Consider the following 22,795-nt stretch of genomic DNA (forward strand, 5'->3'; position numbering starts at 1 on the left):
CACCGCTGGTACTACGTGCCCGACCTGACGCGAGACGAGTTCTTTCTGTTCAAGGGCTATGATTCCGCAGATCACTACCATCGGTGGTCTGCTCACGGCAGTTTTGACAATCGTCGCGCGTATCCGAACGCCAATCCGCGCGAGAGTGTCGAGAGTCGGTTCTACGTGTACTACGAGTGACCGGCCGACCATCGCTTCCAGCCTTTCAAGGCGTTGCGTTCGCAGCTGGCCGGGCGGCGCCAAGGCTGCGGTGTGTCACGTAGCTGTTGACTCGTTCAAGTAGCCAATGGCCGTCGCCCCATGCGAACCTCGATGCTCCTTTGATGGGCCCGGCGGCAGTGCAGGCGTTTCGCTCCGGTGACCTCGCAACATCGCCATGGGGTGCACCTGATGCTGGTTGGCAGCGCGTGCATGGTCATCAACGACGCGCTGATTAAACTTGCCACTCAGTCGATCCCAGTCTCCCAAGTGATCTTCGTGCAGGGCTTGTGCATGATGATCTTGCTGGTTGCCATCGCAGTAGCAATGCGCATACCACTGCGCGCGAACTTCTTCACCGATCGCATAGTGCTGTTGAGGTCAGCACTGAACGCGCCCGGGCTCTTCACTTTCGTCGCCGCGCTCAAGCACATGCCGCTCGCGAATGCCATTGCGATCGGCATGGCAACACCACTCATGGCGAGCCTCCTGGCTGTGTTTATCTTCAATGAAAAAGTGAGTGGCGCCAGATGGCTCGCGATGACCGCGGGGCTCGCAGGGACGCTGTTGATTGTGCAGCCTGCGAGCGACGAGTTCAACGCATGGTCCTTAGTTGTTCTCGTAGGCTCATTCTTCGGCGCATGCCGCGACGTGGCCACTCGGTCAGTCCGTAAAGACATTCCGTCACTGGTCCTCACAATCGGCGCTGTGGTCGTGATGACGATGTGCGCAGGGGCTGGGGGACTCGCAGAAGATTGGCGGCTGTTGAGCCTACCGCAAATCGCGGTGCTCGCTGCGGCAAGCGCTTTCCTCTGCTCTTCGTTCTTTCTTGCGACTGTCGCCATGCGGGAAGGGGAGTTCGCCGTGCTCGGGCCAATCAGGTATTCGACGCTAATCTTTGGCGCCCTGCTGGGCTATGGCATCTGGGGTGATATCCCGGGTTTCGTCGCTCTCTGCGGCATGGTTCTCACGGTCCTGGCTGGGCTTTGCCTCGTCCGTCTGCGTTAGATCAACCTTCATGCTGCTCGGCCAACGACCACCGGGACCGCACCGACGCGGTCCCTACATCTCGTCCACCTCGCGCGCGCTCATCACGAACGGCGGCGAGAAAGCGAGATGTCGCCGTGGGGCCTGGCGCGAGCTAGCAGGTCCCTGTCGCTTGCCGCCTGAATTATGCGCGCGGCGACCTTCAGGCGCGGGGTCGAATCGCTTCTTCATTGCCGGATCGGCCACGAATTCCAAGGCTTCCATCATTCCAACCGACCGCACGTTGGCGCTGGAAGACGCAGCTTCTGTCTTTCGCGATCGTGGCGCGGTGGTTGTCGATGTCACGTTGCCGCCGCTCGCCGATTGGTCGGCGCGCGGCGAGATCATCGCGTTGGCCGAGGGTTATGCGGTCCATGAGAAATGGATGAAGTCGCGTCCGCAGGACTATGGAGAATGCTTCCGCGACTACATCAGCATGGGGGCGTTCCTCAGCGCCGCCGACTATGTCGAGGCGCAGCGCATGAGACGGGATCTCTGCGCCGCCTTCGACGAGACGATGCGTAAGGTCGACGTGCTGCTCTGCGCGACGTCGCGCAGCGAGGCTCCGTCGATGGAGACGCCGACGAAGGTGGTGAACTCGTTCGAGCTTCCCTGGTTCAATTCCGCGTTCAACGTCCGCGGCACTCCGGCACTCGCCGTATGCACCGGCTTCACCGCCGCGGGATTGCCTCTCGGCATGCAGCTGGTAGGCCGTCCTTTCGAGGACGCAACCGTGTTGCGCGCCGGCCATCACTACGAGAAGGCGACACCTTGCGCGACAGGCGGCCGGCGCTTTCTGCGTAGCGTCTCGCTCGTGGCGCAGCGCCGCAATGGGATCGGGGCCCCCGCATTGGCGACTAGGATCAGGCTCTTCGACGGCCTGCCGTGCTGAATGCGAGAGAGAGAGGCGGCTCGAGGCGGTCATTGCGCGATGGCTAGAGGCCTCATCTCCGCCTATGTGCCGCCGTAGGCGTCCGTCGTGGTCGAGTTCGCCTCCAAGTGATGGAAAACGTGCCGAACGCATCGGCGCATTCTCACATGGCTGCTACACCTATTCGGGCCATACGCTAGGTGTCCGCGGCCAACGCCGTTTGGACCATCCTCGAGCGCGGGGACCCTGAGGCCAGAGCAAAGAGGACCGGGCACCCACTTCCAGTCGCTCTTTCGCAGCGCGTTCGAAATCTCCCCATCGTCGACGAAGTGCGTGCGCGGCCTCGGTGGGGCCGCAACGCTTAGTTGTGATTCGCTCCGGTGTGGATGCACGTGTATTTCAGCTCCATGAATTCGGCGATGCCGTGGCGCGATCCTTCGCGGCCCAAACCAGCCTGCTTCCATCCGCCGAACGGTATGGAGGGCCCCGTGAAAGACGGCGTGTTCACGGCGACCATTCCATACTCCAGCGCCTTTGAGACCCGATGCGCCCGGCCGAGCGACTCTGTCTGGACATACGCCGCCAGGCCGAGCTCGTTGTTGTTCGCGCGGGCGATGACTTCTTCCTCGCTGTCGAAGGGCATGACGGCAACGACCGGGCCGAACGTTTCATCGCGCGCGATCTGCATGCCCTCCGTCACGTCGGAGATTAGCGTCGGCGTGACGAAGTTGCCGCCAAGCGGATTGGGCTGCGTAGTACCAACCAGCAACCGGCCTCCGCAATCAACTGCGTCTTCAATCTGGCGGCGGCACTTCTCAGCAACAGAGCGACGCGTCATCGGACCGATCTGGGTCGCTTCGTCGAGACCGTGCCCCACACGCAGCTCGCGCACCTTGTCGGCGAGCAAGCCGCAAAACTCCGCGTACTTACCGCGCTGCACGTACACGCGATTGACCGCAAGGCAGTCCTGGCCCGAGGTCGCGAACTTTGCGGCCATGCAGTCATTCACAGCCTTTTCCAGTGGCGCCTCGTCGAACACGATGAAAGGCGCATGCCCGCCGAGTTCGAGCGAGACACGCTTCACGGTAGCAGCGGCATCCCGCATAAGAATGCGGCCGACCTCGGTGGAGCCGGTGAATGAGAGGGCGCGCACCACAGTGTGATCATTGAGCCTGTGCACCAAAGCGGGTCCGTCGCCGTGCACGACGTTGAAGACGCCGGGCGGCAGCTGCGCTTCCTGCGCCATGCGGGCGAGTGCGAATGCGGACAAAGGCGTTTCGGGTGCGGGCTTCACGACGACACTGCATCCCGCCGCGAGTGCCGCCGCAGCCTTCCGCGTGATCATCGCGAACGGGAAGTTCCAGGGAGTGACGATGCCCACCACGCCGACGGGCTGCAATTCCACGACGACACTGATGCCGGGTTTGTGCGGCGGGATCGTGTCACCGTACGCGCGCTCGGCTTCCGCCGCGAACCACTCGATAAAGCCGATGCCGTAGCGCACCTCGCCGAGCGCTTCGGCCAGCGGTTTACCTTGCTCGAGAGTGATGATGCGGGCGATGTCGTGTTCATGCTCGCGGCAGGCGACGGCCCAACGCCGCAGCGCGTCGCCGCGCTGCCGGGCGAGTACGCCAGCCCACTTTTTCTGTGCGCGTTGAGCATGGACCACCGCGCAGTCGACATGCTCCGGTGTCATCCACGCAGCTTCAGCGAACGACAAGCCAGTGGCAGGATCTGTCAGCGGCCTGACGTCCCCACAGCTGACCCAAACGCCACCGATGAACGAGCTTTTCTCGAGCATTCCCGCGGCTTTCAGTTGGGCGGATGCCTCGTGAACTTTCTTAGACCAGAGGGCCTCGACGGTCATATCCTGCGTTTCCTTCATGGACGAGACAGGAGAGGATTGTTCCGCACAGAGCAACGGCAGATGCAGCAAATCTGCGTGCCCCCAATCTGTTATTCGGCGTCTCTTTCCGTTGCACGCAGTTTTTCGCAAGACGATGGAACTTGACAGGTTGGTCAGGTTCAGAAGGCGATCCGCGACTCCGCAGGTGATGGCGGGGTGCTACGTGACTTGGGGATGCTGGCTTCGTCCTGATCATCACCATCGAAGACATCGCGTGAAGGCAAGTTGCCGCCTCGCCGGGGCGGGCGCGCTAGGATTGTTCGGGCACGCGCCATGGGCGGAGCGGCAGCCCTGCAAGCGGAAAAAAAAGGGCTCGGCACCTTGGTGCCGAGCCCTGAATGCGGTGACCGCACGATACGCACGCACCGCCTTGGAGAAGCGGCGACGCACGAGTCCATGCGCCGCACGGCGTAGCTTGGCATCCCTGCTGCAGAACGCAAGTCCTGCTGCGGGGGACGCCATCAGCCGCTAGGTTGGCGAGAAACAGACAGCTGAGAAAAATCAAGATGCTCTCATCAGACTTCTAAACGGACAGCTTTTTGGGGCGGTAATCCTACGCGCGTCACGCATCGCGCCGAACGGTGAACCGCATTCACCGCCACGCGATGTTTTCGGAACGCGGCCGCCTCCGGCAGCGCTGGGGTATCGAGCCGACTTTCCCCGGAGCCGTTACCTGCCGAGCCGGTGGTTCGTCGACATCAAACCGTTAGGGAGAGTGCGCAGCTTGGCGCAGATCGGCTACGAGCAAAGTGTTGATGAGGATGTGCAGTCACCAGCGACGCCGCGCCACGCCCTCCATATTCAAAAGGAGCCGCAGCGGTTGTGCATGGCGATTAGATGGTGGTGCCGCCGTCGCAGACGATCGTCGTTCCGGTGGTGAAGCTTGCCGCGCGCGACGCGAGGTACACGGCGGCACCCGCGATCTCGTCCGGCTCGCCGATGCGGCGCAGCGGCACCTGCGCGCTCACCTTTTCCAACCTCGCAGGGTCTTCCCACAATGCGCGGGCGAAATCGGTGCGGATCAGGCCCGGCGCAATACAGTTCACGCGCACGCCGTGAGGCCCGTACTCGTGCGCGAGATTGCGCGCGAGCTGCATGTCGGCGGCCTTCGACACACAATACGCGCCGATGGTGGTGCTGCCCTTGAGCCCCCCCACGGACGACACGATGATCACAGAGCCGCTCCGGCGCTCTTCCATCTGCGGCACGCACATCGAGATCAGCCAGTGGTTGCTGACGATGTTGTTGTCCAGGACCTTGCGAAACTGCTCGTCCGAAATGTCCGCCATGGGGCCGTAGTACGGATTGCTAGCGGCATTGCAGACTAGGGTGTCGATACGGCCGAAGGCCAGCAACGCGTGATCGACCAGTTTGCGCAATGCCTCCTTTGAAGAAATGTTCGCTGCCACACCGATCGCGCGTCCCGCGCCGTATCGCTCGTTGATGGATGCGGCCACCTCGTCGGATGCATCCTGGTTGCGCGACGAGATCACGACGTGCGCGCCATGCTCCGCAAGCCGCTCCGCAATGGCGCGTCCGATGCCGCGCGAGGAACCGGTGATGATCGCGGCCTGGCCGCTGAGGTCGAAAAGATTCATTTGACCGCCTCCTTGCCATAGCTGCCGTACTTGCCTAATTCGCTCTTGGCGACCGCGTTACGATGCACTTCGTCGGGACCGTCGGCAAAGCGCAGAGTACGCGCGCCGGCGTAGGAGTACGCCAGCGGGAAGTCCCCGCTGACTCCGCCGCCCCCGTGTGCCTGGATGGCCCAGTCGATCACCTGTTGCGCCATCGACGGCGCGACCACCTTAATCATCGCAATCTCGTTCTTCGCCGCCTTGTTGCCCGCCACGTCCATCATCCACGCCGCCTTCAGCGTGAGCAGCCGTGCCATGTCGATCCTGCAGCGCGCCTCGGCAATTCGCTCCTGAGTCACCGTCTGCTGCGCGATCGTCTTCCCGAACGCCACCCGCGACATCGCGCGTTTGCACATCAGCTCGAGCGCGCGCTCGGCGAGGCCGATGAGGCGCATGCAATGGTGGATGCGGCCCGGCCCCAGGCGACCCTGCGCGATCTCGAAGCCGCGGCCTTCTCCCAGGAGCATGTTGCCCGCGGGCACGCGGACGTTCTCAAAGTACATCTCCACGTGACCGTGCGGCGCGTCGTCATAGCCGAAGACCGTGAGAGGTCGCACGATGCGGATGCCCGGCGTGTCCGCTGGTACTACGATCATGCTCTGCTGCGAATGCTTGTGCGCTTGCGGGTCGCTTTTTCCCATCGTGATGAACACCTTGCAGTGCGAATGGCCCGCCCCGGAGATCCACCACTTGTGCCCGTTGATCACATAGTGGTCATCATCGCGCTCAATGCGTGTGCAGATGTTGGTGGCGTCAGAGGATGCCACCTCAGGCTCGGTCATCGCGAACGCGGAGCGAATCTCTCCGTCCAGCAGCGGCTTGAGCCAGTGCGCCTTGATGTCCCCGGAGCCGTAGCGCGCGATCGTTTCCATGTTGCCCGTGTCGGGCGCGGAACAGTTAAAAACCTCGCTGGACCAGCGCACGCGACCCATGATCTCGGCGAGCGGCGCGTATTCCGAATTGGTGAGGCCCGCACCTTGATACCCAGAAGCTTCGGCGGTGTCCTTGGGCAGAAACAGGTTCCACAGGCCGGAGGCGCGGGCCTTTGCCTTGAGCTTTTCCACAATCTGGAGCTCGCTCCAGCGCTTACCTGCCGCTGTGTTAGCCGCGAGCTCCGCCTCATAGTCCTTTTCGGCGGGGTAGATGTAGTCGTCCATGAACTTGAGCAGCCGGGCCTGGAGCTCCTTGGTCGAGGGCGAGTAGTCGAAATCCATCGTGCGTTCCTTTTTTTGTTGCGTTCAGGCCATCTCGGCGAATCGCCACGCGAGTTGCGCGGCAGGGCGCGCAGTGACCGCGGCCGCGGCGGCTTGCGCACTCGAGGCCGTGCCGGCCTCGACACGCTTCGCAATACCTTGACGGATCGCGGCAATGCGAAAGAGGTTGTAGGCCATATAGAAGTTCCAGTCCGCCCTGAGTTCGTCCGGGTTGGCCAGGCGCGTACGCTCGCAGTAGTGGCGGATGTACTCGTCTTCACCGGGAATCCCCAAGGAGTTGAGGTCGAGCCCGCCGACGCCCCGCAGCGAACCCGCGGGAATGTGCCGCGGCATGCAGTGGTAGCTGAAGTCCGCGAACGGATGCCCCAGCGTCGAAAGCTCCCAATCCAAAACTGCGATGACTCGAGGCTCGTGGCGATGGAACATGAGGTTATCCAGGCGAAAGTCACCATGCACGATGGAAACCTTGCTCTCGTCGCGCGCGGCCGCGGGAATGTGCCGCGGCAGCCAGTCCACCAGGCTTTCCATCTCCGGGATCGGCTGTGACATCGGGCCGGCGCCGTCCGTAGAGGATTTGTATTGCCTGCTCCAGCGGCCAATCTGCCGCTCGAAGTAGTTGCCGGGCTTGCCGTAACCTGCCAGCCCGGCCGAAGCGAAGTCCACCATGTGAAGGGCGGAGATCACGCGATTCATCTCCTCGTAGATTTCACCGCGCTGCGCGGGCGTCATACCGGGCAGCGACTGATCCCACAGCACCCGGCCTTCCATGTACTCCATCACGTAGAACGCACGGCCAATGATGGATTCGTCCTCGCACAGACAACACATGCGGGGCACGGGCACGCCAGTGCCAGCCAGCGCGTTCATAACCGTGAATTCACGCTCAATTGCATGCGCGGAAGGAAGCAGTTTTGCTAGGGGCCCCGGTTTTGCGCGCATCACGTAGCTGCGCGTCGGCGTATCGAGCTTGTACGTGGGGTTCGACTGCCCCCCCTTGAACATTTCTACATGCAACGCGCCGCGAAAGCCCTCGAGGTTGCGCGCCAGCCAGACACTGAGTGCCTGCACATCGAAGTGATGGTCTTCGGCGACAGGACGCGTGCCGATGAATTGATCCGTGTTGGCTTCAGTCATCCGTGTCACTTAGGCGCAGCAGCGCCTCCCGGTTGCGCACGATGACAACACCGGGCGCCTCGATCCGGATGGCCTTCTCGCGTCGCATGGCGCTTAGTACCTCGTTTACGCGCTGGCGCGACGCGCCCAGCAGCTCCGCGAGCTCATTCTGCGCGAGCCGTAGGCCGATCCGAACTTCGCGCCCCGCTGACGGTACGCCGTAGCTGCGCACCAGGTGCAGCAGCTTTTTGGCTACCCGGGCACGCAGCGGCAGCGTGCTGAGGTCCTCGATCGCATTGAACATCCACCGCCGCCGCCGAGCCTGCAGGCGCAGCAGCGCGGGGTAAAGCTCGACGTGCTCCGAAAGAATGCGATGCACGTCTTCGCATGCCACCCTCAGCAGAGTGGTTTCGCCGTGTGCAAACGCATCCTGAGCGAGGCGTCCGCCGTCGAACATCGCCATGATGCCGAACCACGAGCCGGGGTCCACATACATGAATGTCAGTTGCCGCCCTGTGGCTGTGGTCGTGCCCACGCGCACGGCGCCTTTGGCGACCGCGCTCCATGCCCGCGCCATCTCGCCACGGGCCGAGATCGGCTCACCGTCCCTGTAGCGTCTGACGCAGGCGTATCGGAGGATGTCATGCCGCAGTTCGGCTGAAAGCGATGAAAACCAGGGATCCGAGTCAATTGCATCCCGTTCGTTCGTGTTCAGGTGCCAAGTCATGTGTGGTGAAGCTTAGGGGATCCCGCTCGGTGGGTTGATTCAATCATTCGCGAAAAAACCTCGAAAGCGGCCTTTTGAGGCTGCTCAACGCCTCCTCCCGAACAGGCATGTGATGTCGTGGTCCGGCAGCCCCCCGCTACCGCCAAACGCCGGCGCCACGGTCGGAAATCTCTCCCATTCCCGCGAATAGGCTTTGCGCGCCTTGGGTCCTGTCATGGATTGAAACTCTGGAATATGAAATGCGGGGAGGGATAGTCTCAGACGCGCTCGAGAAGGACGGCGATGCCTTGACCGATGCCGATGCACATCGTGCAAATCGCATAACGGCCACCGGTGCGGTGCATCTGATTGACCGCCGTGATGGCGAGACGCGCGCCGGATGCGCCAAGCGGATGGCCGAGCGCGATCGCGCCGCCGTTCGGGTTGACGCGGGGGTCGTCATCTTTCAACCCGAGCAGGCGCAGCACCGCCAGTCCTTGTGCAGCGAACGCTTCGTTTAGTTCGATCACGTCGACCTCATCCAGCGACACGCCTGTGAGCGCGAGAAGCTTTTGCACGGCCGGCGCCGGGCCGATGCCCATAATGCGCGGCGGCACGCCGGCGATAGCCATACCAACGATACGCGCGCGCGGCGTAAGGCCCTGCTTCGCGGCGGTCGTTTCATCCGCGACGATAAGCGCGCAAGCGCCGTCGTTCAGGCCACTCGCATTGCCCGCGGTCACCGTGCCATCGGACTTCACGACGCCCTTGAGCTTCGCAAGCACTTCGAGCGAAGTCTCGCGCGGGTGTTCATCCTTGTCCACCACGATAGCCTCGCCCTTCTTCTGCGGGATCGTCACGGGGACAACTTCTTCCGCGAAGAAGCCATCCTTCTGCGCCGCTACCGCCTTCAACTGTGAGGCGAGCGCCATACGATCCTGCGCCTCCCGCGAGATCTTGTATTCGGCTGCTACGGTTTCTGCAGTCTCCGGCATCGAGTCGGCGCCATAACGCTGTTGCATCAGGGGATTGATGAATCGCCAACCGATAGTGGTGTCGTAAACGGTGTTCGTGCGCGAATACGCACTCTCCGCCTTCGGCATCACGAACGGCGCACGACTCATACTCTCGACGCCGCCTGCGATGATGCACGATGCTTCGCCTGCCTTGATTGCGCGCGCCGCCGCACCGACTGCATCGAGACCCGAGCCGCACAGGCGGTTGATGGTCGCGCCCGGTACTTCGACGGGCAGGCCCGCCAGCAGCGATGCCATGCGCGCCACGTTGCGGCTGTCTTCGCCGGCCTGGTTGACGCACCCGTAGAACACGTCACTTACGGCCTGCCAGTCCACCGTCGGATTGCGCTGCATCAACGCCTTAAGCGGGATCGCACCGAGGTCGTCGGTGCGGACGGAAGAAAGAGCGCCGCCATAGCGGCCGAAGGGGGTGCGAACTGCGTCGCAGATGAAGGCTTGACGGGTCATATTTGAATAGGGACTGGGACGACCGATTCACTGTATCTATTGTCGGGATCCCTGAGATGCAATGAACAGCCCATTCGCGCGCAAAAACCGCGTTTGCACAGTCTTCGGCGGCGGAATTCCACTCAGGGGCCTCACGGCGGTTCTCATGACTACGCGCGCGCTGCACAACCGGCTCCTCGCTTGCCGCCGCCTCCTGTCCCCTGGGGTCGCCCGACGCCAGGAGCCCCTCAAGCGCCCGCGGAATGCCGGCACGCGCCGCCGGCTGGCTGCGAGCCTGGTAGCGCCTGAGCTTGCAGAAAAACATCGTTTGATTTATCTTATGTCCTGTTTCAATGCAGTCATCACGCAGTTTTTGGGCACAGCAATGGATATTGACCGGATCGACGCCCGCCTTATCGCGGAAGTTCAGCGGAACAACAGGACACCCAGCGAGGTACTGGGTGAGACCGTGGGCTTGTCGCCGACTGCCGTGCAGCGCAGGTTGAAGAGGCTGCGCACGGAGGGCGTCATCGAATCGGACGTAGCGATCGTGAATCCGAAGGCGATTGGCCAAAACGTGGCGATGGTCGTTTTGGTGGGCCTGGAGCGCGAGCGTTCGGACATCATCGACCACTTCAAAAAAGCGATTCGCATCACGCCGCAGGTCATGGCAGGCTATTACGTGACGGGCGATGCGGACTTCGTGTTGATAGTGACGACCGAAGATATGGAGCGATACGAATCTTTCACCCGCGCCTTTTTTTACGGGAACGCCGACGTCAAATGGTTCAAGACGATGGTTGTGATGGACCGGGTGAAGGCGAGCTTCGCACTGCCTATTGACGCCGAGCGCTTCAAATAACTAAAACCGGTCGCGGTTGCAAGAGACGCCCAGAGCAACACGCCACATCCTCGGTCGCAGCTCACTTCAGCGACAGGTCCCAACGAATGCCGGAGGCACGTGCAAAAACGCGCGGCCCCCCGACGCGCCTTCGCGCAGCTTTTCGGCTTTGGGACAGCACACTAAGCCAGAAAAAGACCCCTCGAATCTCCCAGAATCCTCTGTTCGCGTATGGAGGAAGTTGAGCACAATGAATCTTGACAGCGCAAAACAGGTTGCCCCGCTGGTCTTTTCGGGATCATATCTGGGAGCTAGGCACGAATACTTGGTGACGCCGATGTCGAGAGAGGATCTGTGCAGCGTAAAGGGACCATCTGGCTATGCCCTGTTCACGCCCCCGAACCTTGCTTGCGAGGAGATGGCCGAGCATCTTTTTCCTACGGACAATTCGCAGGAGCTGCGGCGCGCTGAAGCTGCCATCGCCGCTTATCGGCCACTGCAATGTGAGTGGAAATTGCAGGAAGCGCGGAAATCTGGGCAGTACACCAAGTCGGGCGGTATGTTTTTGCGGGGGAAGCATGCCTAGTGAAGCCGGCGAACTGTCGAGCGCATGGCGGAGCATTTCGACATAGCACCCCGTGATCAGACCGTAATCGTGGACCATCACACCTGCCGCAGCCGCTACAGCTGTGAACTGCAATGCGAGCAGGCTTCCGGACTGGTTGGCTACGAGAGAGCGGTAAATATCATCGCCCACTCTGTGTCGCCAGAGCTAGGAACCTCTTCTTCGCTGGTCCTGCACGGCACACAGGATGAATTCTGGCAGCGTGGATTGGGGATAGGTACGCCTACGTTTACCTCGAATTCAGAACTAACCATTCGGACAATGCACGGCAGGCGGCTCGCAACGACCCCTGGTTATTCACGTATCGGCCAAAAGCAGTGGATTCCGAACAGAGCCGCCAGATTCGGAATGCCTCCAAGTCTCGCTTTGACCCATAAGGGTCCGATTGGCCAGAAATGGCTGTTTGGAGATCCCAAGTGCATAAACAATCGCTCGAGGCGCTTGTATTGGGGAAATAGCTCCTTGTCGAGAGCCATTCCCAGAGAAGCTGTCTGTCAGTGCAGCCTAAGCGCCTGCTCGGCACTAAGCCAAGGAAGGCCAAGTGCCTCCGCGACCGCTCGGTGGGTCAAGTGACCGCGGAACACGTTAAGGCCCTCTCGAAGATGCATGTCGTCAGACAACACGTCGATTCCCCGGTTCGCGAGGGCGAGCCCGAACGGGAGCGTGGCATTGTTCAGCGCTTCCGCAGAGGTTACGGGCACCGAACCGGGCATGTTCGCAACGCAATAGTGGATGATTCCGTCGATTTCGTACGTCGGGTCTTGGTGAGTCGTCTGCCTGGAAGTTTCAAAACACCCTCCTTGATCGATTGCCACATCAACGAGAACACTCTTCGTACGCATTTGCCTCAACAGCCCTTTCGAAACAAGCTTAGGTGCACTCGCGCCGGGAATGAGCACCGCCCCGACAACGACGTCCGATGCAAGCACTTCCTCTTCCAGCGCAGTCGAGTTGGACGCTCGAGTACGTACTCGCCCGCCAAACAGGTCGTCCAAAGCACGAAGGCGTTCAAGCGAGCGCTCGATAATAGTCACCTCTGCACCGAGCCCGACCGCCATGCGAGCTGCATGTGTGCCCACCACGCCACCGCCAATTACGAGTACCCGGGCTGGAGGGACGCCGGGCACCCCCCCAATCAGCAATCCTTTGCCGCCGGCGGGGCGTCTCAGGCAATTCGCAGCCGCTTCGATGGCCAAGCGCCCAGCCACCTCGCTCATCGGCGCCAACAACGGCAGTCCGCCGCGGGCATCGGTCACCGTCTCATAAGCGATCGCTGCGCAGCCGGAACTTACGAGTCCTCGCGTCTGCTGCGGGTCCGGAGCGAGATGGAGGTAGGTAAACAGAATGTGCTTCTCCGTGAGCATTTTCCATTCAGGTTCCTGAGGCTCCTTGACCTTTACGATAATCTGCGCAGACGAGAAGACCTCAGCCGCCGTAGAGACAATGGTTGCGCCGGCGTTCGTGTAGACCGCATCACTTGCCCCGATGCCATCACCCGCGCCGGTCTGCACGTAGACCTGATGTCCAGAGCGCACATACTCGGTCACAGACGCAGGGGTCAAACCCACTCGGTACTCTTGGGGCTTTATCTCTTTTGGAACTCCTACTTTCATAATCTTCATTTCTGGTTGGTGGTACGAGTCACGAAGATTACGGTATACCGAACGCAATGTGCGCGTGAAATGGCGGGCCTGGAGACGGCCCCCTTTGAGATTCTGGCGCGGAAGCCATTCTGGGCGCTCAAAAAATGCATGCACTAGACCAACTTGACTTGCAGCTGCTGAAGCGATTGGCCAAAAACGGCCGGATCTCGCATGTGGAACTTGCATCTCAAGTCTTCTTGTCATCCTCAGCGGTTGCTCGTAGGCAAAGATCTCTTGAAGACGCGGGCATTATCACAGGGTATTCGGCGAATGTTTCACCGAAGGCGTTGGGACTGAATGCGACGGTGCTCGTTCACGTCGCCTTAACAAAGCAGTCGGACGAAGCCCTTTCGGACTTTGAACGCGCAGTGACAAGTTGTGAGAACGTTGTTCAGTGTTTTTTGATGTCAGGCGAGTACGACTACATGCTGGTGCTACTTGTCCGAGATCTTGAGGATTTTGAACGCGTGCACAAAATGCATTTGTCTCGCTTTCCTGCAGTTTTGAGAATTCAGTCGAGCTTTGCAATAAGGGAGGTGCTCAAAAGACCAATCCCTGATATATCGCTTTAGCTGCCGCCGCCATGCCAGTACAACAAGGGTCGCGCCGGTAGATTCGCACGGTCACCGGATAGTTGATTAAAAAAATAGACAGGGAAATGAAAAACAAAAGAAGGCAACTTATCGAGTTGCGACATCTACGCTACTTCATCACTTTGGCCGAGGAGCTTCACTTTGCGCGTGCGGCCGAGCGATTGCAGATAGAGCAGTCACCACTGTCCCGCGCGATCCGCGAAATGGAACGGCTGCTCGGCGTGCGGCTGTTCGAGCGAAACACACGCAGTACGAGGATCACGCGCGCGGGCAATGTCCTTGTCGATTATGCCAGGCGAGTACTCGCGTTAATGGAGCAAGCCGGGGCGAGCGCCAGATCTGCCGCCTTGGGCCACAGCAATCATTTGCGCATCGGGGTGTCGGATTGCACCGCATATTTCGGGGTGACTGAAATTCTCACGCGTCATCGAACACTACATCCAGATGTCTCAATCTCACTCCACGAGATGCCGTTGCATCGACAAGTCAGTGGAATACGCGACGACCTTCTTGATGCGTCATTCTCCCTCGATGGTAGTCATCGCAATGGAATTCAGGCGCAGGCCGTTGCATGCGATGCGATCTGCGCGATTATTCCCATCGCACATCCGCTGGCGCGCGTCGATGTCGCACTGGCAGCTGATTTGGTCTATCACCCATTGATCCTGTTCAGTGCCGAATCGGACTTGGGTGCTGGCTCCGAGATCGAGAACTTTGCGGAAACTCTCGGCCGACCCTACATCGCGTTCCGCGCGAATTCGCTCGGCACAATGTTGACACTCGTCGCGCTAGGGCACGGTATCGGCCTGGTCGGCTCCGCCCAGATGGCGGGCCTCCGGCGCAGCGATGTCGTGCTGCGCCCCATTGGGGGAATCACCCAGCAACTCACGACGTACGTGCTGCACTCCAATTGCGGCGTATCTGAGCCACTGGAGACTTTTATTGAGCTGGCCCGGGAGTTGTGCCCGATCGCCGCTTCACCGGGCTGGCCTTCCTGAAGCCACGATCTCGTGCGATGAAGGCTTCCAGCATGTGTGGAATCAGCACAGACGCATCGATCGGTTCGCCCCAGCGCGCCGCGTGCAACTCGGCGTAGCGGTCCAAGTCCATCCTCAGCTTTTCTGGGATGGCGATGGTGAGTTTCACCATTGCAGTTTTGGGTAGCGGCCCAAGTCGCAGCTCGGCCGTCATTGCGCGCCCCGATTGAAGAACAGTGGCTGGTATGGTCGTAGCACCATGTCTTTGTTCACCATGACACGCAATTCGAACCCCGACCGGATGGTGAGCGTCGGCTGGACATCCAGATTCCTCTTGGTCAGCTCCTTGCCCACCTCGTTGGCCGTCTCCTGCATGCTCTGCCGCATCGCGATGACGATCTGGCCCTCACCACCGCCACGCTGGGGCGCGGCCAGTTCGGCCCCGATGCCCATCATCGTCGATAGCCCCGCGCCGGCGAGCAGCCGTTCCCAGTGCCAGTCCACGCCGTCCTCCAGCCCAGTGCGCCCCGCAACGTCCAGACCCTGTAGTCGATCCAGTGCGATCGAGGAGGTGTCCGGCAGGATCAGCCGCGTCCACACCATCAGGACGCGCCGCTGGCCAAACGACACCTGGCTGTCGTACCGCCCGACCAGACGGCTCCCCTGAGGGATCAGCAAGTAGCGGCCCGTGGCCGAGTCGTACACGGCCCCCGTCACCGTGGCCACGACGGGGCCTGGCAAGTCAGAATTGATGCCGGTCAAGAGTGCCGCGGGAATCACGGTGCCGGCAGTCACCAAAAATCGCGATACCGGCGGCTGTAGCCGGGCGCTTTGGGTCGCCAGATCATTCGGCCGGTCGATGAATGCCTGTCTGCGGTCTGCCGTGCTTGACAAAGGCGCGCCTGCTCCCAAACCTGAACCGCCGGCATTCGCGACTATGTCGTTGCTGGTCCTCGACGCCGCACGCTCCGGTCCTTCAGCCGGCGCTGCCGTCTGCGCATTGGCCAAGGGAGTGTGACTCCCTTGCTTGAAAATGACCGGAGCCTTCGCCGCATCTTCTGCTTCCCGCGCGCGGGCCACGCGCTCGACGTTCGCCTGTTCGTCGTAGCCCATCGGGCGGCCGGCAGAACTGGCCTGCCCCAACTCAGCGCGCAGCATCGGTCCCCCCAGATCCCCCGGCAGGGGCGGCCCTAGTATTGGTATCGAAGCTGCCGGAGTGAGCTTCGAATAGTCCGCCGGCAGTTGACCCAGCCCTTCGGCCTTCGACACCCGATCGACATTGTGCAATTCAGGATTTGCGGTACCCCGTTTGGGACTCGCGCTCTGCAGCGACCACAATGTGGCGCCTAGAATCGCCGCACACAAAACGCCGACCACAGTTGAAAGGGTCCGGCGGTTCAGGCGCATAACCGGACGTGGCGTAGCGCGAAGCGCCGCGCTCTCCGGCGGCTCCTTCATTTGGATGCCCTCCGTACTCATTGGCCGCCTCGCGTCACACCATCCGTGCGCTGGATGCGGACTATCTGCATCTTGTCCGTGCCGAGCCGCAGTTCCGCCGCACCGAACATCCGGTCGACGACGTAGTAGGGCGAGCGAAAGCGGTAGTTCACCAGCTGCCCGTCGCCCTGCGCGCCGATTACGAACAGCGGCGGCAGTTCCCCCTGGGCGATGCCCCCAGGAAACTGGATGTAGACCTTTTCGCCGTCGTCGAACGCGCGCAAGGGCCGCCATGGCGGGCTGCCGCCCGTGATCTCGTAGCGGAACTTCAGGCGATCGAGTGTCATGCCGGTATCCACCGGCGCCGCCGCCTCAACGCGCTGCGCCTGCTTCTGCAGCGCGATCATCCGGTCCGCCGGATAGTCCCAGGACACCGACGCCATCCAGGTGCGTTCGGTGGAACTCAGTTCAAGCAAGTAGACGCGGCGATTCGTTGTAATGACCAGGTTGGTCTTCAGGCCCGAGCGGATCGGCTTGACCAAGATGTTCACGCGCGAGGTGGCGCCCGCGCCACTGGCGGTGTCGCCGACGATCCAGCGCACAGTGTCGCCGGCGGAGACCGTCACCAGTTCTTCGCCATGCTGCAGCGTGACGACCGTGACGCGACCCGGGCTCGCGTAGAGCTGGTACAGCGCGCCTTCTGAATACGGCCACACCTGGATCGCGTTGACGTAGCCCTCGCGTGTTGGCGAGACGCGTGCCTCCTTGTTCGCCAGTTCGACGCGGTCCGGCACGCTCGCCGCCTCCGACGTTGGCCAGTATTCGAGGTCTGCCGCCAGGGGCTTGAGTTGCTCGGGTAGCGGCAGCGGTTGCGGAATGGAGACGATTTCTATCGGAGCCGGTGGCTCTGGCTCCCGCACCGCCTCAACAGGCTCATCCAGCCGGATCTCGGGCGCCGGCACCGGCGTGGTGGCGCACCCCGTGACGGCGGACAGCGCGGTGATGGCGCACAGCAGGGCAAGCTTCTTCATGGTGTCTTTCCTTCGGTTGTGGTGAGTTCGCGGCTCCAGTTCAAGCCGTTGACGTAGATACCTAGCGGGTTGTGGCGCAGCCGCGCTTCAGTGCGTGGCGTCTGGAGGACGATGGAGACCATGGCCGTCCATCGCTCGGTTGCCGCAAGAGATCCGTTGACAAAGCTGCGCTCGATCCAGCGCAGCTGGAAGGTGTCGTCGCTCGCGCGTACGATGCTGCTCACCTCGACGGCTACTGTCTGCCGGCCCACCCGCGCGAACGGATCGTTGACCCGCGCGTACTCGTTCAGCACCGCCGCGCCGCGGTCGGTCGTGAAGTCGTAGGCTTCCAGCCAGCCCTTGCGCACGACGATGGGGTCGACAGACAGCGACCGTACGTTGACGATGAAGCGTTCCAGATGGAAGGCGATCTGGGCGTCAGTCGGCCAATAAGGCGTGAGCGCCTCTCCGATCGCGCGCACCTGGCCGGCCGCTTCAACCTCGATCACGTAGGGTGTAACGATCGATTGACCGGTGCGCCACACCAGGGCCCCGCCCATCAGCAATGCCAGGCCCAGACAGCCAAAAGCCATCAATCGCCAGTTGCGCGCCTGAACGCGCGAAGTCCCCACTCGCTCGTCCCACACCTGAGCCGCCGCCTGGTAGGGCGTCACGGGCGCCGGGGTGTCGGAGTAACGCGCTTCGGGTCGTTTGAATCGCAAGGTCATGTTTGGCTTTCATCTCGCAAGCTGGGGGAGGCGCCGCCGCCGCCGTGGTCGGAGGACCGAAGCACTTGCGCGGCAACGGCGGCGCCATGGGCAATCTGCTGCCGGCGCTGTAGGTGCTTGGCCCAGTCTGGCGCATTCGCGGAGGGACTGGCCGGTCCGTCTGAAGTTGCAACAGCGGCTGCAGGTTTGCTGTCGCTATCGGAGGAATCGCCTGGTGACATCCCGCCAGCGGCCTTGTCGCGGATCGAGCGCGCGCCTTCCGCCAGCTTGCGGCCGACCGCCTGGGTACCGGCTCGCGCGACACTCGCCACGCCAGCCGCCGCGACGCGCGGACCGCCCTCCGGCACGGCCGCTGCGCCGCTGTCGTAGGCTGCGCGCGCACTGCCCGAAACGCCCGTTGCCGAGCGTCCGGCGCTGCCTAGTCCCGATGTCGCACTCTGCGCGGCGCCGGGAAGCAGCCGGGCGCCAGCAGCCACCGCCGTGCTGCTGGCAGCCACCGCTGCGGTGCCCGCCGCGGCAAGCCCTGCAACTCCAATTGCGGCGCCCGCTGCAGCACCGGCGCCGAGTTGTGGCGCGCCGGATACGAGCCCCGTGGCGATCCCCGGCCCGAAGATCCCCAGCCCGAACAGCGTGAGCGAAGCCAACATGATCGCCAGCGCGTTGTCGATGGAAGGCTCCGACCCCGGGGGCAACTGGAACTCCGCGAAGAGGCCGGAGCCAATCCCCACAATCACGGCAAGCACCAGCACCTTGATGCCCGACGACACCACATTGCCCAGTACGCGTTCCGCCAGAAACGCGGTCTTGTTCCACAGCGCGAACGGAAGCAGGACGAAGCCCGCCAGGGTCGTGAGCTTGAACTCGATCAGTGTCACGAACAGTTGCACCGCAAGCACGAAGAAACTCACGATAACGATCAGCCAGGCCAGGAACAGCACCGCGATGCTGTCGATGTTCAGAAAGACTTCCGGAAACCCGGCCAGGTCCCCGATCTGCGCCATGATCGGCCGTCCCGCATCGACACCGACCTGCGCGATATGCCCCGGCTGCAGCAGCTGCGCCTGCGTGAGCGCTGAGCCGGAGGCCACCAGTCCGAGGCCCGCAAAGGAGCGAAACAGGATGCCGGCCAACGCGTTGAAGTTGCCGATGATGAAAGCGAAGGCGCCGACGTAGAGTGTCTTTTTGATCAGCTTCGCGATCACGTCTTCGCCGCTGCCATTCACGCCGCCCATGGCCCAGAACAAGCCCGCCAGAACCATATCGATCGCGACCAGCGTGGCCGTGAGAAACGCCACCTCGCCACCCAGCAGACCGAAGCCCGAGTCAATGTATTGAGAGAACACGCTCAGAAAGCGGTCGATGACCGACAGGTCGTTCATGGCACGGCCTCCCCACTGCGTGGTCGCTGCGCCGACGACGCCGGAACCTTCGTCGCATCGCTCTTTCCAAAGAAATGGCGACGCCAGGCTTCGCTGGCGGCGGTGCAAGTGGCATCACCCACCTTGGCCCACTCGACCTTGCACTGTCGCATCAAGTCTCTCATCCGATTCGGGTCGCTGGCGATGGCCTCAGCTGTAGGCGCGACCGGATTGCATGCGGCCAGCATCAACAGGCACGCTGCCTTCGACAGCGCACGTTGCATATCGATGAACTTGGTCACGGCGAATAAAATTTCACGGTCTGCGGCGTGTAGCGGGTGCCGTCGCCCTGGAAGCGCCGGCGAACTTCCCGCGCGCGCTCCTGCGCCGCCACGACGCGCGCGAGTTCGAGACCCACGGCGCGGTCCTGCGTGATGCGCAGCTGCTGCTCCTGCATCGCCTGGCGCGACTGCAGCGCCAGCAACTGGTTGGTGGCCTGCGCCGCCTGCAGCGCCCCAACGGCGCTCTGGCTTCGATCGACCAGATCCGTGAGCGTGTTCTCGTCGCTGGCGAAGTTCTGCACTGCCTGCGCCTGCACGCGCATTGCCGCACCGAGGGCCTTGAGTGAGTAGTCCCAGCGTTGGCGCGCATCGTGTGCCATCTGGCTGCCGCTAATCGCAGAGGTGTAGGCCTGGGGATACAGGCGCGAGAAATCGGCCTGCATGGTCGACACCTGGTACGCGAGACCCTGCGCCTGCTGAATCAGCTGATTGGCGCTGGTTAGCGCCGCGCGCAGCTCGGCCAGCGAGCTGAAGTTCAGGCTGGTGAGGTTGAGGGCCTCGTTTTGCAGCTGGCGCACCTGGTTGTTGATGGTTTCCAGCGTGTGCGCCGCCGTCAGGATGTTTTGCGCGTAGTTGGTCGGATCGAACACGATCAGTTGGGCGTGCGCCGGTGCGGTCATCAGAGTGAGCGCCGCTGCGGAAATGAGGAGAAGTTTTTTCATGGGAGTTGTTCCTTCGGTGGGGGAAATTCGTTCATCAGGTCGGCGGCCCAGCCGATGCGCCGATGGCGGAGCCACGCCGCGGCGAAGCCGCTGAGGCCGCTCTTTGCAAGCACCACGTCCATGGCGCGCTGGTCCTCGGGCGAAGCAGCTGCGGCAAAAGCGAGTGCCACCCGGCCCAGCCCGAGTTCGAAGACGCGGTTGCCCAGGCGCGACTGGTAGTAATAGTCGCGCTTGGGCTGAGCGTGCGCGACGATGCCGATTTGCCGGGCGTTCAAGCCGAAGCCTTCATAGATCGCACGGATCTGAGGCTCGGTGGCCTGTGGGTTTGGCAGGAAGATGCGGCTGGCGCAGCTCTCGACGATGGCCGGTGCGACCGACGAGGACTGAACATCCATCAGCGACTGCGTCGCGAAAAGCACCGACACATTTTTCTTGCGCAAGGTCTTGAGCCACTCGCGGATGCGGCCCGCAAACGCCGGGTCGTCCAGAAACACCCAGGCCTCGTCGAGGATCAGAAGTGTCGGCGCGCCGTCGAAGCGCCCATCCAGCCGGTGGAAAAGGTAGCTGAGCACCGGCAGCACCGCCGCTTTGCGGTGCATCAGTTCTTCCATTTCGAAACCCTGCACCGGGGCATCGCCCAGCCGGTCCTCGTCAGCGTCGAGGAGACGCCCGTGGGGCCCGCCCAGCGTGTAGGGTTGCAGCGCCTGGCGTAACGCGTTTGACTGCAACAGCACTGACAAGCCCGTGAGCGTCCGCTGCTCCGCCGGCGCACTGGCCAGGCTATTCAGCGCCGACCAGACGGAATCCTTGACCTCAGGTGTCAGCTGAACGCCCTCGTGCTGCAAAATGTCGGCCACCCATTGCGCCGCCCAGGCGCGCGCAGCCTCGGCATCGATGCCCGCGAACGGCTGAAACGCGATCGCGCTGTCCGCGCCCAGGTCGTAGTGCTCGCCGCCCAGCCCGAGCACCGTGGCCCGCGCCGAGCGACCCTTGTCGAAGACAAAGATGCGTGCGCCTGGGTAGCGGCGGAACTGCAGCATGAGGGTGGCCAGCAGCACCGACTTCCCCATGCCGGTGGGCCCCACCACTAGGGTATGTCCGACGTCGCCCACATGCGTCACCAGCCGGAACGGCGTCGCCCCATCGGTGCGGGTGACCACAAGCGGGGGCCCGTCCAGATGGTCGTTGCGCTCAGGCCCCGCCCACACGGCCGACAGCGGCATGAGATGCGCCAGGTTGAGGGTGGAGACGATGGGCTGGCGCACGTTGGCGTAGACGTGTCCCGGGATCGAGGACAGCCAGGCGTCGACCGCGTTCAGGCGTTCCGGCATCGTGATGAAGCCGCGGCTCTGGATCGTGCGTTCCACCGCGCGCAGCTTGTCGTCAGCTTCGGCGGCCGTGACGCCCATTACAGTCACCGTGGCCGTGAGGAATCCGTAGGCCACCTGGTCCGTCCCCAGCTCCTGAAGGGCCGCATCGGCATCCGCCGACTTGTTGGCGGCGTCCGAATCCACCAGCGGGCTTTCCTGCTGAAAGATCGTCTCGCGCAGCAGCGCCACCACGCTCTTACGCTTGGCGAACCACTGGCGGCGCAGCCGCACCAGTTCGCGCTCAGCCGCGCTCTTGTCCAAAAAGAGAAAGCGGGTGCACCAGCGGTAGGCGAAGCCCAGCCGGTTCAGCTCGTCCAGCAGGCCCGGCCATGTCGAGGTCGGAAACCCGCGCACCGTCAGCACCCGCAGGTGCTGCGTGCCCAGCATCGGCGCTAGCCCGCCCGTCAGCGGCTCGTCGGCCAGCAACGCGTCCAGATGGAACGGCACCTCTGGCACCGCGACCGCTTGCCGACGCGTGGACACCGTCGCGTGCAGGTAGGTCAGCGTCTGCCCGTCGTCCAGCCAGGCGATGTCCGGCATCACGCCGTCCAGCAGGTCAAACAGGCGCTGCGTTTCCGACTGGAAAGCGGCCAGGTGGTCGCGCCATTGCGCGGGCGCCGCAGACGCGGAGGCCTGCGCCACGGCCGATCCCTCGTACAACATGCCCGCCATGCGCGAGGTCGATTCCTCGGGCGGCAGCCACAGCAGCGTGAGCATGTAGGCGCTCTCGAAGTGGCTGCCCGCCTCTTCGAAAGCCGCACGCCGTTCTTCTTCGATCAGCCAGGACAGGGGATCCGGGAACGTGGACAGCGGATAGTCCGCAGCAGCACGGCGCTGCGCTTCAACAAACACGGCCCAACCGCACCCCAGTCGGCGCAGCGCGTTGTTCAGGCGAGCCGAGGTGGCCACCAGCTCGCTGTCGGTCGAGCTGTCCAGGTCCGGTCCACGAAACCGCGCGCTGCGTTGAAACGAGCCATCCTTGTTCAGGACCACACCGGGCGCAATGAGCCCGCCCCAGGGCAGCCAATCGGCCAGGAGGGCCGGGCGCTTGCGGAATTCAGCGAGGTTCAGCATGG

At 62.7% G+C, this 22,795-nt stretch carries 21 protein-coding genes and 1 pseudogene; 7 read left to right on the forward strand and 15 right to left on the reverse strand.

What is annotated here, in order from left to right:
* The 3 genes and pseudogenes from HNE04_RS27870 to HNE04_RS19235 form a co-directional block, all read left to right on the forward strand.
* A pseudogene (locus HNE04_RS27870) lies at positions 1 to 180 on the forward strand (CmcJ/NvfI family oxidoreductase); the annotation flags it as partial.
* Positions 181 to 390: 210 nt separating this feature from the next.
* Positions 391 to 1,206 carry a DMT family transporter gene (locus HNE04_RS19230; protein ID WP_235965210.1) on the forward strand — a complete coding sequence of 272 codons (816 nt, stop codon included), beginning with the start codon at positions 391 to 393 and terminating at the stop codon, positions 1,204 to 1,206.
* A 151-nt stretch (positions 1,207 to 1,357) separates the two neighbouring features.
* Complete coding sequence (locus tag HNE04_RS19235; protein WP_172222749.1) at positions 1,358 to 2,116, forward strand: amidase family protein; 759 nt, start codon at positions 1,358 to 1,360, stop codon at positions 2,114 to 2,116.
* A gap of 340 nt (positions 2,117 to 2,456) precedes the next feature.
* Here the strand turns inward: HNE04_RS19235 and HNE04_RS19240 are convergent, their stop codons facing one another.
* The 6 genes from HNE04_RS19240 to pcaF all read right to left on the reverse strand — a co-directional run bounded on the left by HNE04_RS19240 (position 2,457) and on the right by pcaF (position 10,155).
* The gene (locus tag HNE04_RS19240) at positions 2,457 to 3,962 is read right to left on the reverse strand and encodes an NAD-dependent succinate-semialdehyde dehydrogenase (protein WP_207717640.1); all 1,506 of its coding nucleotides are present in this window, start codon (positions 3,960 to 3,962) and stop codon (positions 2,457 to 2,459) included.
* An 872-nt stretch (positions 3,963 to 4,834) separates the two neighbouring features.
* A complete protein-coding gene (locus tag HNE04_RS19245; RefSeq protein WP_172222751.1) occupies positions 4,835 to 5,599 on the reverse strand; it encodes an SDR family NAD(P)-dependent oxidoreductase in 765 nt (254 codons plus the stop codon).
* Positions 5,596 to 6,852: an acyl-CoA dehydrogenase family protein gene (locus HNE04_RS19250; protein ID WP_172222753.1), complete on the reverse strand. Its 1,257-nt coding sequence runs from the start codon at positions 6,850 to 6,852 to the stop codon at positions 5,596 to 5,598. Before HNE04_RS19250 ends, HNE04_RS19245 begins: the two co-directional genes overlap by 4 nt.
* Positions 6,853 to 6,876: 24 nt before the next feature.
* On the reverse strand, positions 6,877 to 7,986 hold the full coding sequence (locus HNE04_RS19255; RefSeq protein WP_172222755.1) for a phosphotransferase: 1,110 nt from the start codon (positions 7,984 to 7,986) through the stop codon (positions 6,877 to 6,879).
* Positions 7,979 to 8,692 carry a Crp/Fnr family transcriptional regulator gene (locus HNE04_RS19260; protein ID WP_172222757.1) on the reverse strand — a complete coding sequence of 238 codons (714 nt, stop codon included), beginning with the start codon at positions 8,690 to 8,692 and terminating at the stop codon, positions 7,979 to 7,981. Before HNE04_RS19260 ends, HNE04_RS19255 begins: the two co-directional genes overlap by 8 nt.
* Positions 8,693 to 8,949: 257 nt before the next feature.
* Entirely contained in the window at positions 8,950 to 10,155 is a 1,206-nt protein-coding gene (gene pcaF, locus HNE04_RS19265) for a 3-oxoadipyl-CoA thiolase (RefSeq protein ID WP_172222759.1), read from the reverse strand.
* 61 nt (positions 10,156 to 10,216) lie between these two features.
* On the opposite strand from pcaF, the gene HNE04_RS27875 reads away from it, so the two are divergent.
* The gene (locus tag HNE04_RS27875) at positions 10,217 to 10,996 is read left to right on the forward strand and encodes an Lrp/AsnC family transcriptional regulator (protein ID WP_207717641.1); all 780 of its coding nucleotides are present in this window, start codon (positions 10,217 to 10,219) and stop codon (positions 10,994 to 10,996) included.
* 229 nt (positions 10,997 to 11,225) lie between these two features.
* A complete protein-coding gene (locus HNE04_RS27880; RefSeq protein ID WP_207717642.1) occupies positions 11,226 to 11,561 on the forward strand; it encodes a DUF2817 domain-containing protein in 336 nt (111 codons plus the stop codon).
* A 533-nt stretch (positions 11,562 to 12,094) separates the two neighbouring features.
* Here the strand turns inward: HNE04_RS27880 and ald are convergent.
* Positions 12,095 to 13,213 (reverse strand): alanine dehydrogenase, encoded by a 1,119-nt coding sequence (gene ald / locus HNE04_RS19280; RefSeq protein ID WP_172223121.1) that lies wholly within the window; start codon positions 13,211 to 13,213, stop codon positions 12,095 to 12,097.
* 134 nt (positions 13,214 to 13,347) lie between these two features.
* Between ald and HNE04_RS19285 the strand changes: the two genes are divergently transcribed.
* A complete protein-coding gene (locus HNE04_RS19285) occupies positions 13,348 to 13,815 on the forward strand; it encodes an Lrp/AsnC family transcriptional regulator (RefSeq protein WP_172222761.1) in 468 nt (155 codons plus the stop codon).
* Positions 13,816 to 13,901: 86 nt separating this feature from the next.
* Entirely contained in the window at positions 13,902 to 14,834 is a 933-nt protein-coding gene (locus tag HNE04_RS19290) for a LysR family transcriptional regulator (protein ID WP_172222764.1), read from the forward strand.
* On the opposite strand, the gene HNE04_RS19295 is transcribed toward HNE04_RS19290, so the two are convergent.
* From HNE04_RS19295 to trbE, 8 genes are all read right to left on the reverse strand, one after another.
* On the reverse strand, positions 14,776 to 15,027 hold the full coding sequence (locus HNE04_RS19295) for a DUF2274 domain-containing protein (protein ID WP_172222766.1): 252 nt from the start codon (positions 15,025 to 15,027) through the stop codon (positions 14,776 to 14,778). The two genes, HNE04_RS19290 and HNE04_RS19295, sit on opposite strands and share 59 nt — an antisense overlap.
* Entirely contained in the window at positions 15,024 to 16,100 is a 1,077-nt protein-coding gene (locus HNE04_RS19300; RefSeq protein ID WP_328700365.1) for a TrbI/VirB10 family protein, read from the reverse strand. The genes HNE04_RS19295 and HNE04_RS19300 overlap by 4 nt, the downstream gene beginning before the upstream one ends.
* Before the next feature lie 188 nt (positions 16,101 to 16,288).
* Positions 16,289 to 17,281: a P-type conjugative transfer protein TrbG gene (gene trbG, locus HNE04_RS19305; protein WP_172222772.1), complete on the reverse strand. Its 993-nt coding sequence runs from the start codon at positions 17,279 to 17,281 to the stop codon at positions 16,289 to 16,291.
* Complete coding sequence (gene trbF, locus HNE04_RS19310; protein WP_172223124.1) at positions 17,278 to 17,982, reverse strand: conjugal transfer protein TrbF; 705 nt, start codon at positions 17,980 to 17,982, stop codon at positions 17,278 to 17,280. The genes trbG and trbF overlap by 4 nt, the downstream gene beginning before the upstream one ends.
* 2 nt (positions 17,983 to 17,984) lie before the next feature.
* Positions 17,985 to 19,367, reverse strand: coding sequence for a P-type conjugative transfer protein TrbL (gene trbL, locus HNE04_RS19315; protein WP_172222774.1), 1,383 nt, complete (start codon positions 19,365 to 19,367; stop codon positions 17,985 to 17,987).
* Positions 19,364 to 19,648 (reverse strand): hypothetical protein, encoded by a 285-nt coding sequence (locus HNE04_RS19320; RefSeq protein WP_172222777.1) that lies wholly within the window; start codon positions 19,646 to 19,648, stop codon positions 19,364 to 19,366. Before HNE04_RS19320 ends, trbL begins: the two co-directional genes overlap by 4 nt.
* Positions 19,645 to 20,349 carry a P-type conjugative transfer protein TrbJ gene (trbJ, locus tag HNE04_RS19325; RefSeq protein WP_172222779.1) on the reverse strand — a complete coding sequence of 235 codons (705 nt, stop codon included), beginning with the start codon at positions 20,347 to 20,349 and terminating at the stop codon, positions 19,645 to 19,647. Before trbJ ends, HNE04_RS19320 begins: the two co-directional genes overlap by 4 nt.
* On the reverse strand, positions 20,346 to 22,793 hold the full coding sequence (trbE, locus tag HNE04_RS19330; protein ID WP_172222782.1) for a conjugal transfer protein TrbE: 2,448 nt from the start codon (positions 22,791 to 22,793) through the stop codon (positions 20,346 to 20,348). Before trbE ends, trbJ begins: the two co-directional genes overlap by 4 nt.
* Positions 22,794 to 22,795 lie beyond the last annotated feature (2 nt).

Source organism: Caenimonas soli (assembly GCF_013155545.1).
GTDB lineage: Bacteria > Pseudomonadota > Gammaproteobacteria > Burkholderiales > Burkholderiaceae_C > Ramlibacter > Ramlibacter soli.

Excerpts from the sequence above, each read along its gene's own strand:
- HNE04_RS19230 (WP_235965210.1), top strand. The coding sequence starts at position 391 with ATGCTGGTTGGCAGCGCGTGCATGGTCATCAACGACGCGCTGATTAAA.
- HNE04_RS19240 (WP_207717640.1), bottom strand. The coding sequence starts at position 3,962 with ATGACCGTCGAGGCCCTCTGGTCTAAGAAAGTTCACGAGGCATCCGCC.
- HNE04_RS19245 (WP_172222751.1), bottom strand. The coding sequence starts at position 5,599 with ATGAATCTTTTCGACCTCAGCGGCCAGGCCGCGATCATCACCGGTTCC.
- HNE04_RS19250 (WP_172222753.1), bottom strand. The coding sequence starts at position 6,852 with ATGGATTTCGACTACTCGCCCTCGACCAAGGAGCTCCAGGCCCGGCTG.
- HNE04_RS19255 (WP_172222755.1), bottom strand. The coding sequence starts at position 7,986 with ATGACTGAAGCCAACACGGATCAATTCATCGGCACGCGTCCTGTCGCC.
- HNE04_RS19260 (WP_172222757.1), bottom strand. The coding sequence starts at position 8,692 with ATGACTTGGCACCTGAACACGAACGAACGGGATGCAATTGACTCGGAT.
- pcaF (WP_172222759.1), bottom strand. The coding sequence starts at position 10,155 with ATGACCCGTCAAGCCTTCATCTGCGACGCAGTTCGCACCCCCTTCGGC.
- HNE04_RS27875 (WP_207717641.1), top strand. The coding sequence starts at position 10,217 with ATGAACAGCCCATTCGCGCGCAAAAACCGCGTTTGCACAGTCTTCGGC.
- HNE04_RS27880 (WP_207717642.1), top strand. The coding sequence starts at position 11,226 with ATGAATCTTGACAGCGCAAAACAGGTTGCCCCGCTGGTCTTTTCGGGA.
- ald (WP_172223121.1), bottom strand. The coding sequence starts at position 13,213 with ATGAAAGTAGGAGTTCCAAAAGAGATAAAGCCCCAAGAGTACCGAGTG.
- HNE04_RS19285 (WP_172222761.1), top strand. The coding sequence starts at position 13,348 with ATGCATGCACTAGACCAACTTGACTTGCAGCTGCTGAAGCGATTGGCC.
- HNE04_RS19290 (WP_172222764.1), top strand. The coding sequence starts at position 13,902 with ATGAAAAACAAAAGAAGGCAACTTATCGAGTTGCGACATCTACGCTAC.
- HNE04_RS19295 (WP_172222766.1), bottom strand. The coding sequence starts at position 15,027 with ATGACGGCCGAGCTGCGACTTGGGCCGCTACCCAAAACTGCAATGGTG.
- trbG (WP_172222772.1), bottom strand. The coding sequence starts at position 17,281 with ATGAAGAAGCTTGCCCTGCTGTGCGCCATCACCGCGCTGTCCGCCGTC.
- trbL (WP_172222774.1), bottom strand. The coding sequence starts at position 19,367 with ATGAACGACCTGTCGGTCATCGACCGCTTTCTGAGCGTGTTCTCTCAA.
- trbJ (WP_172222779.1), bottom strand. The coding sequence starts at position 20,349 with ATGAAAAAACTTCTCCTCATTTCCGCAGCGGCGCTCACTCTGATGACC.
- trbE (WP_172222782.1), bottom strand. The coding sequence starts at position 22,793 with ATGCTGAACCTCGCTGAATTCCGCAAGCGCCCGGCCCTCCTGGCCGAT.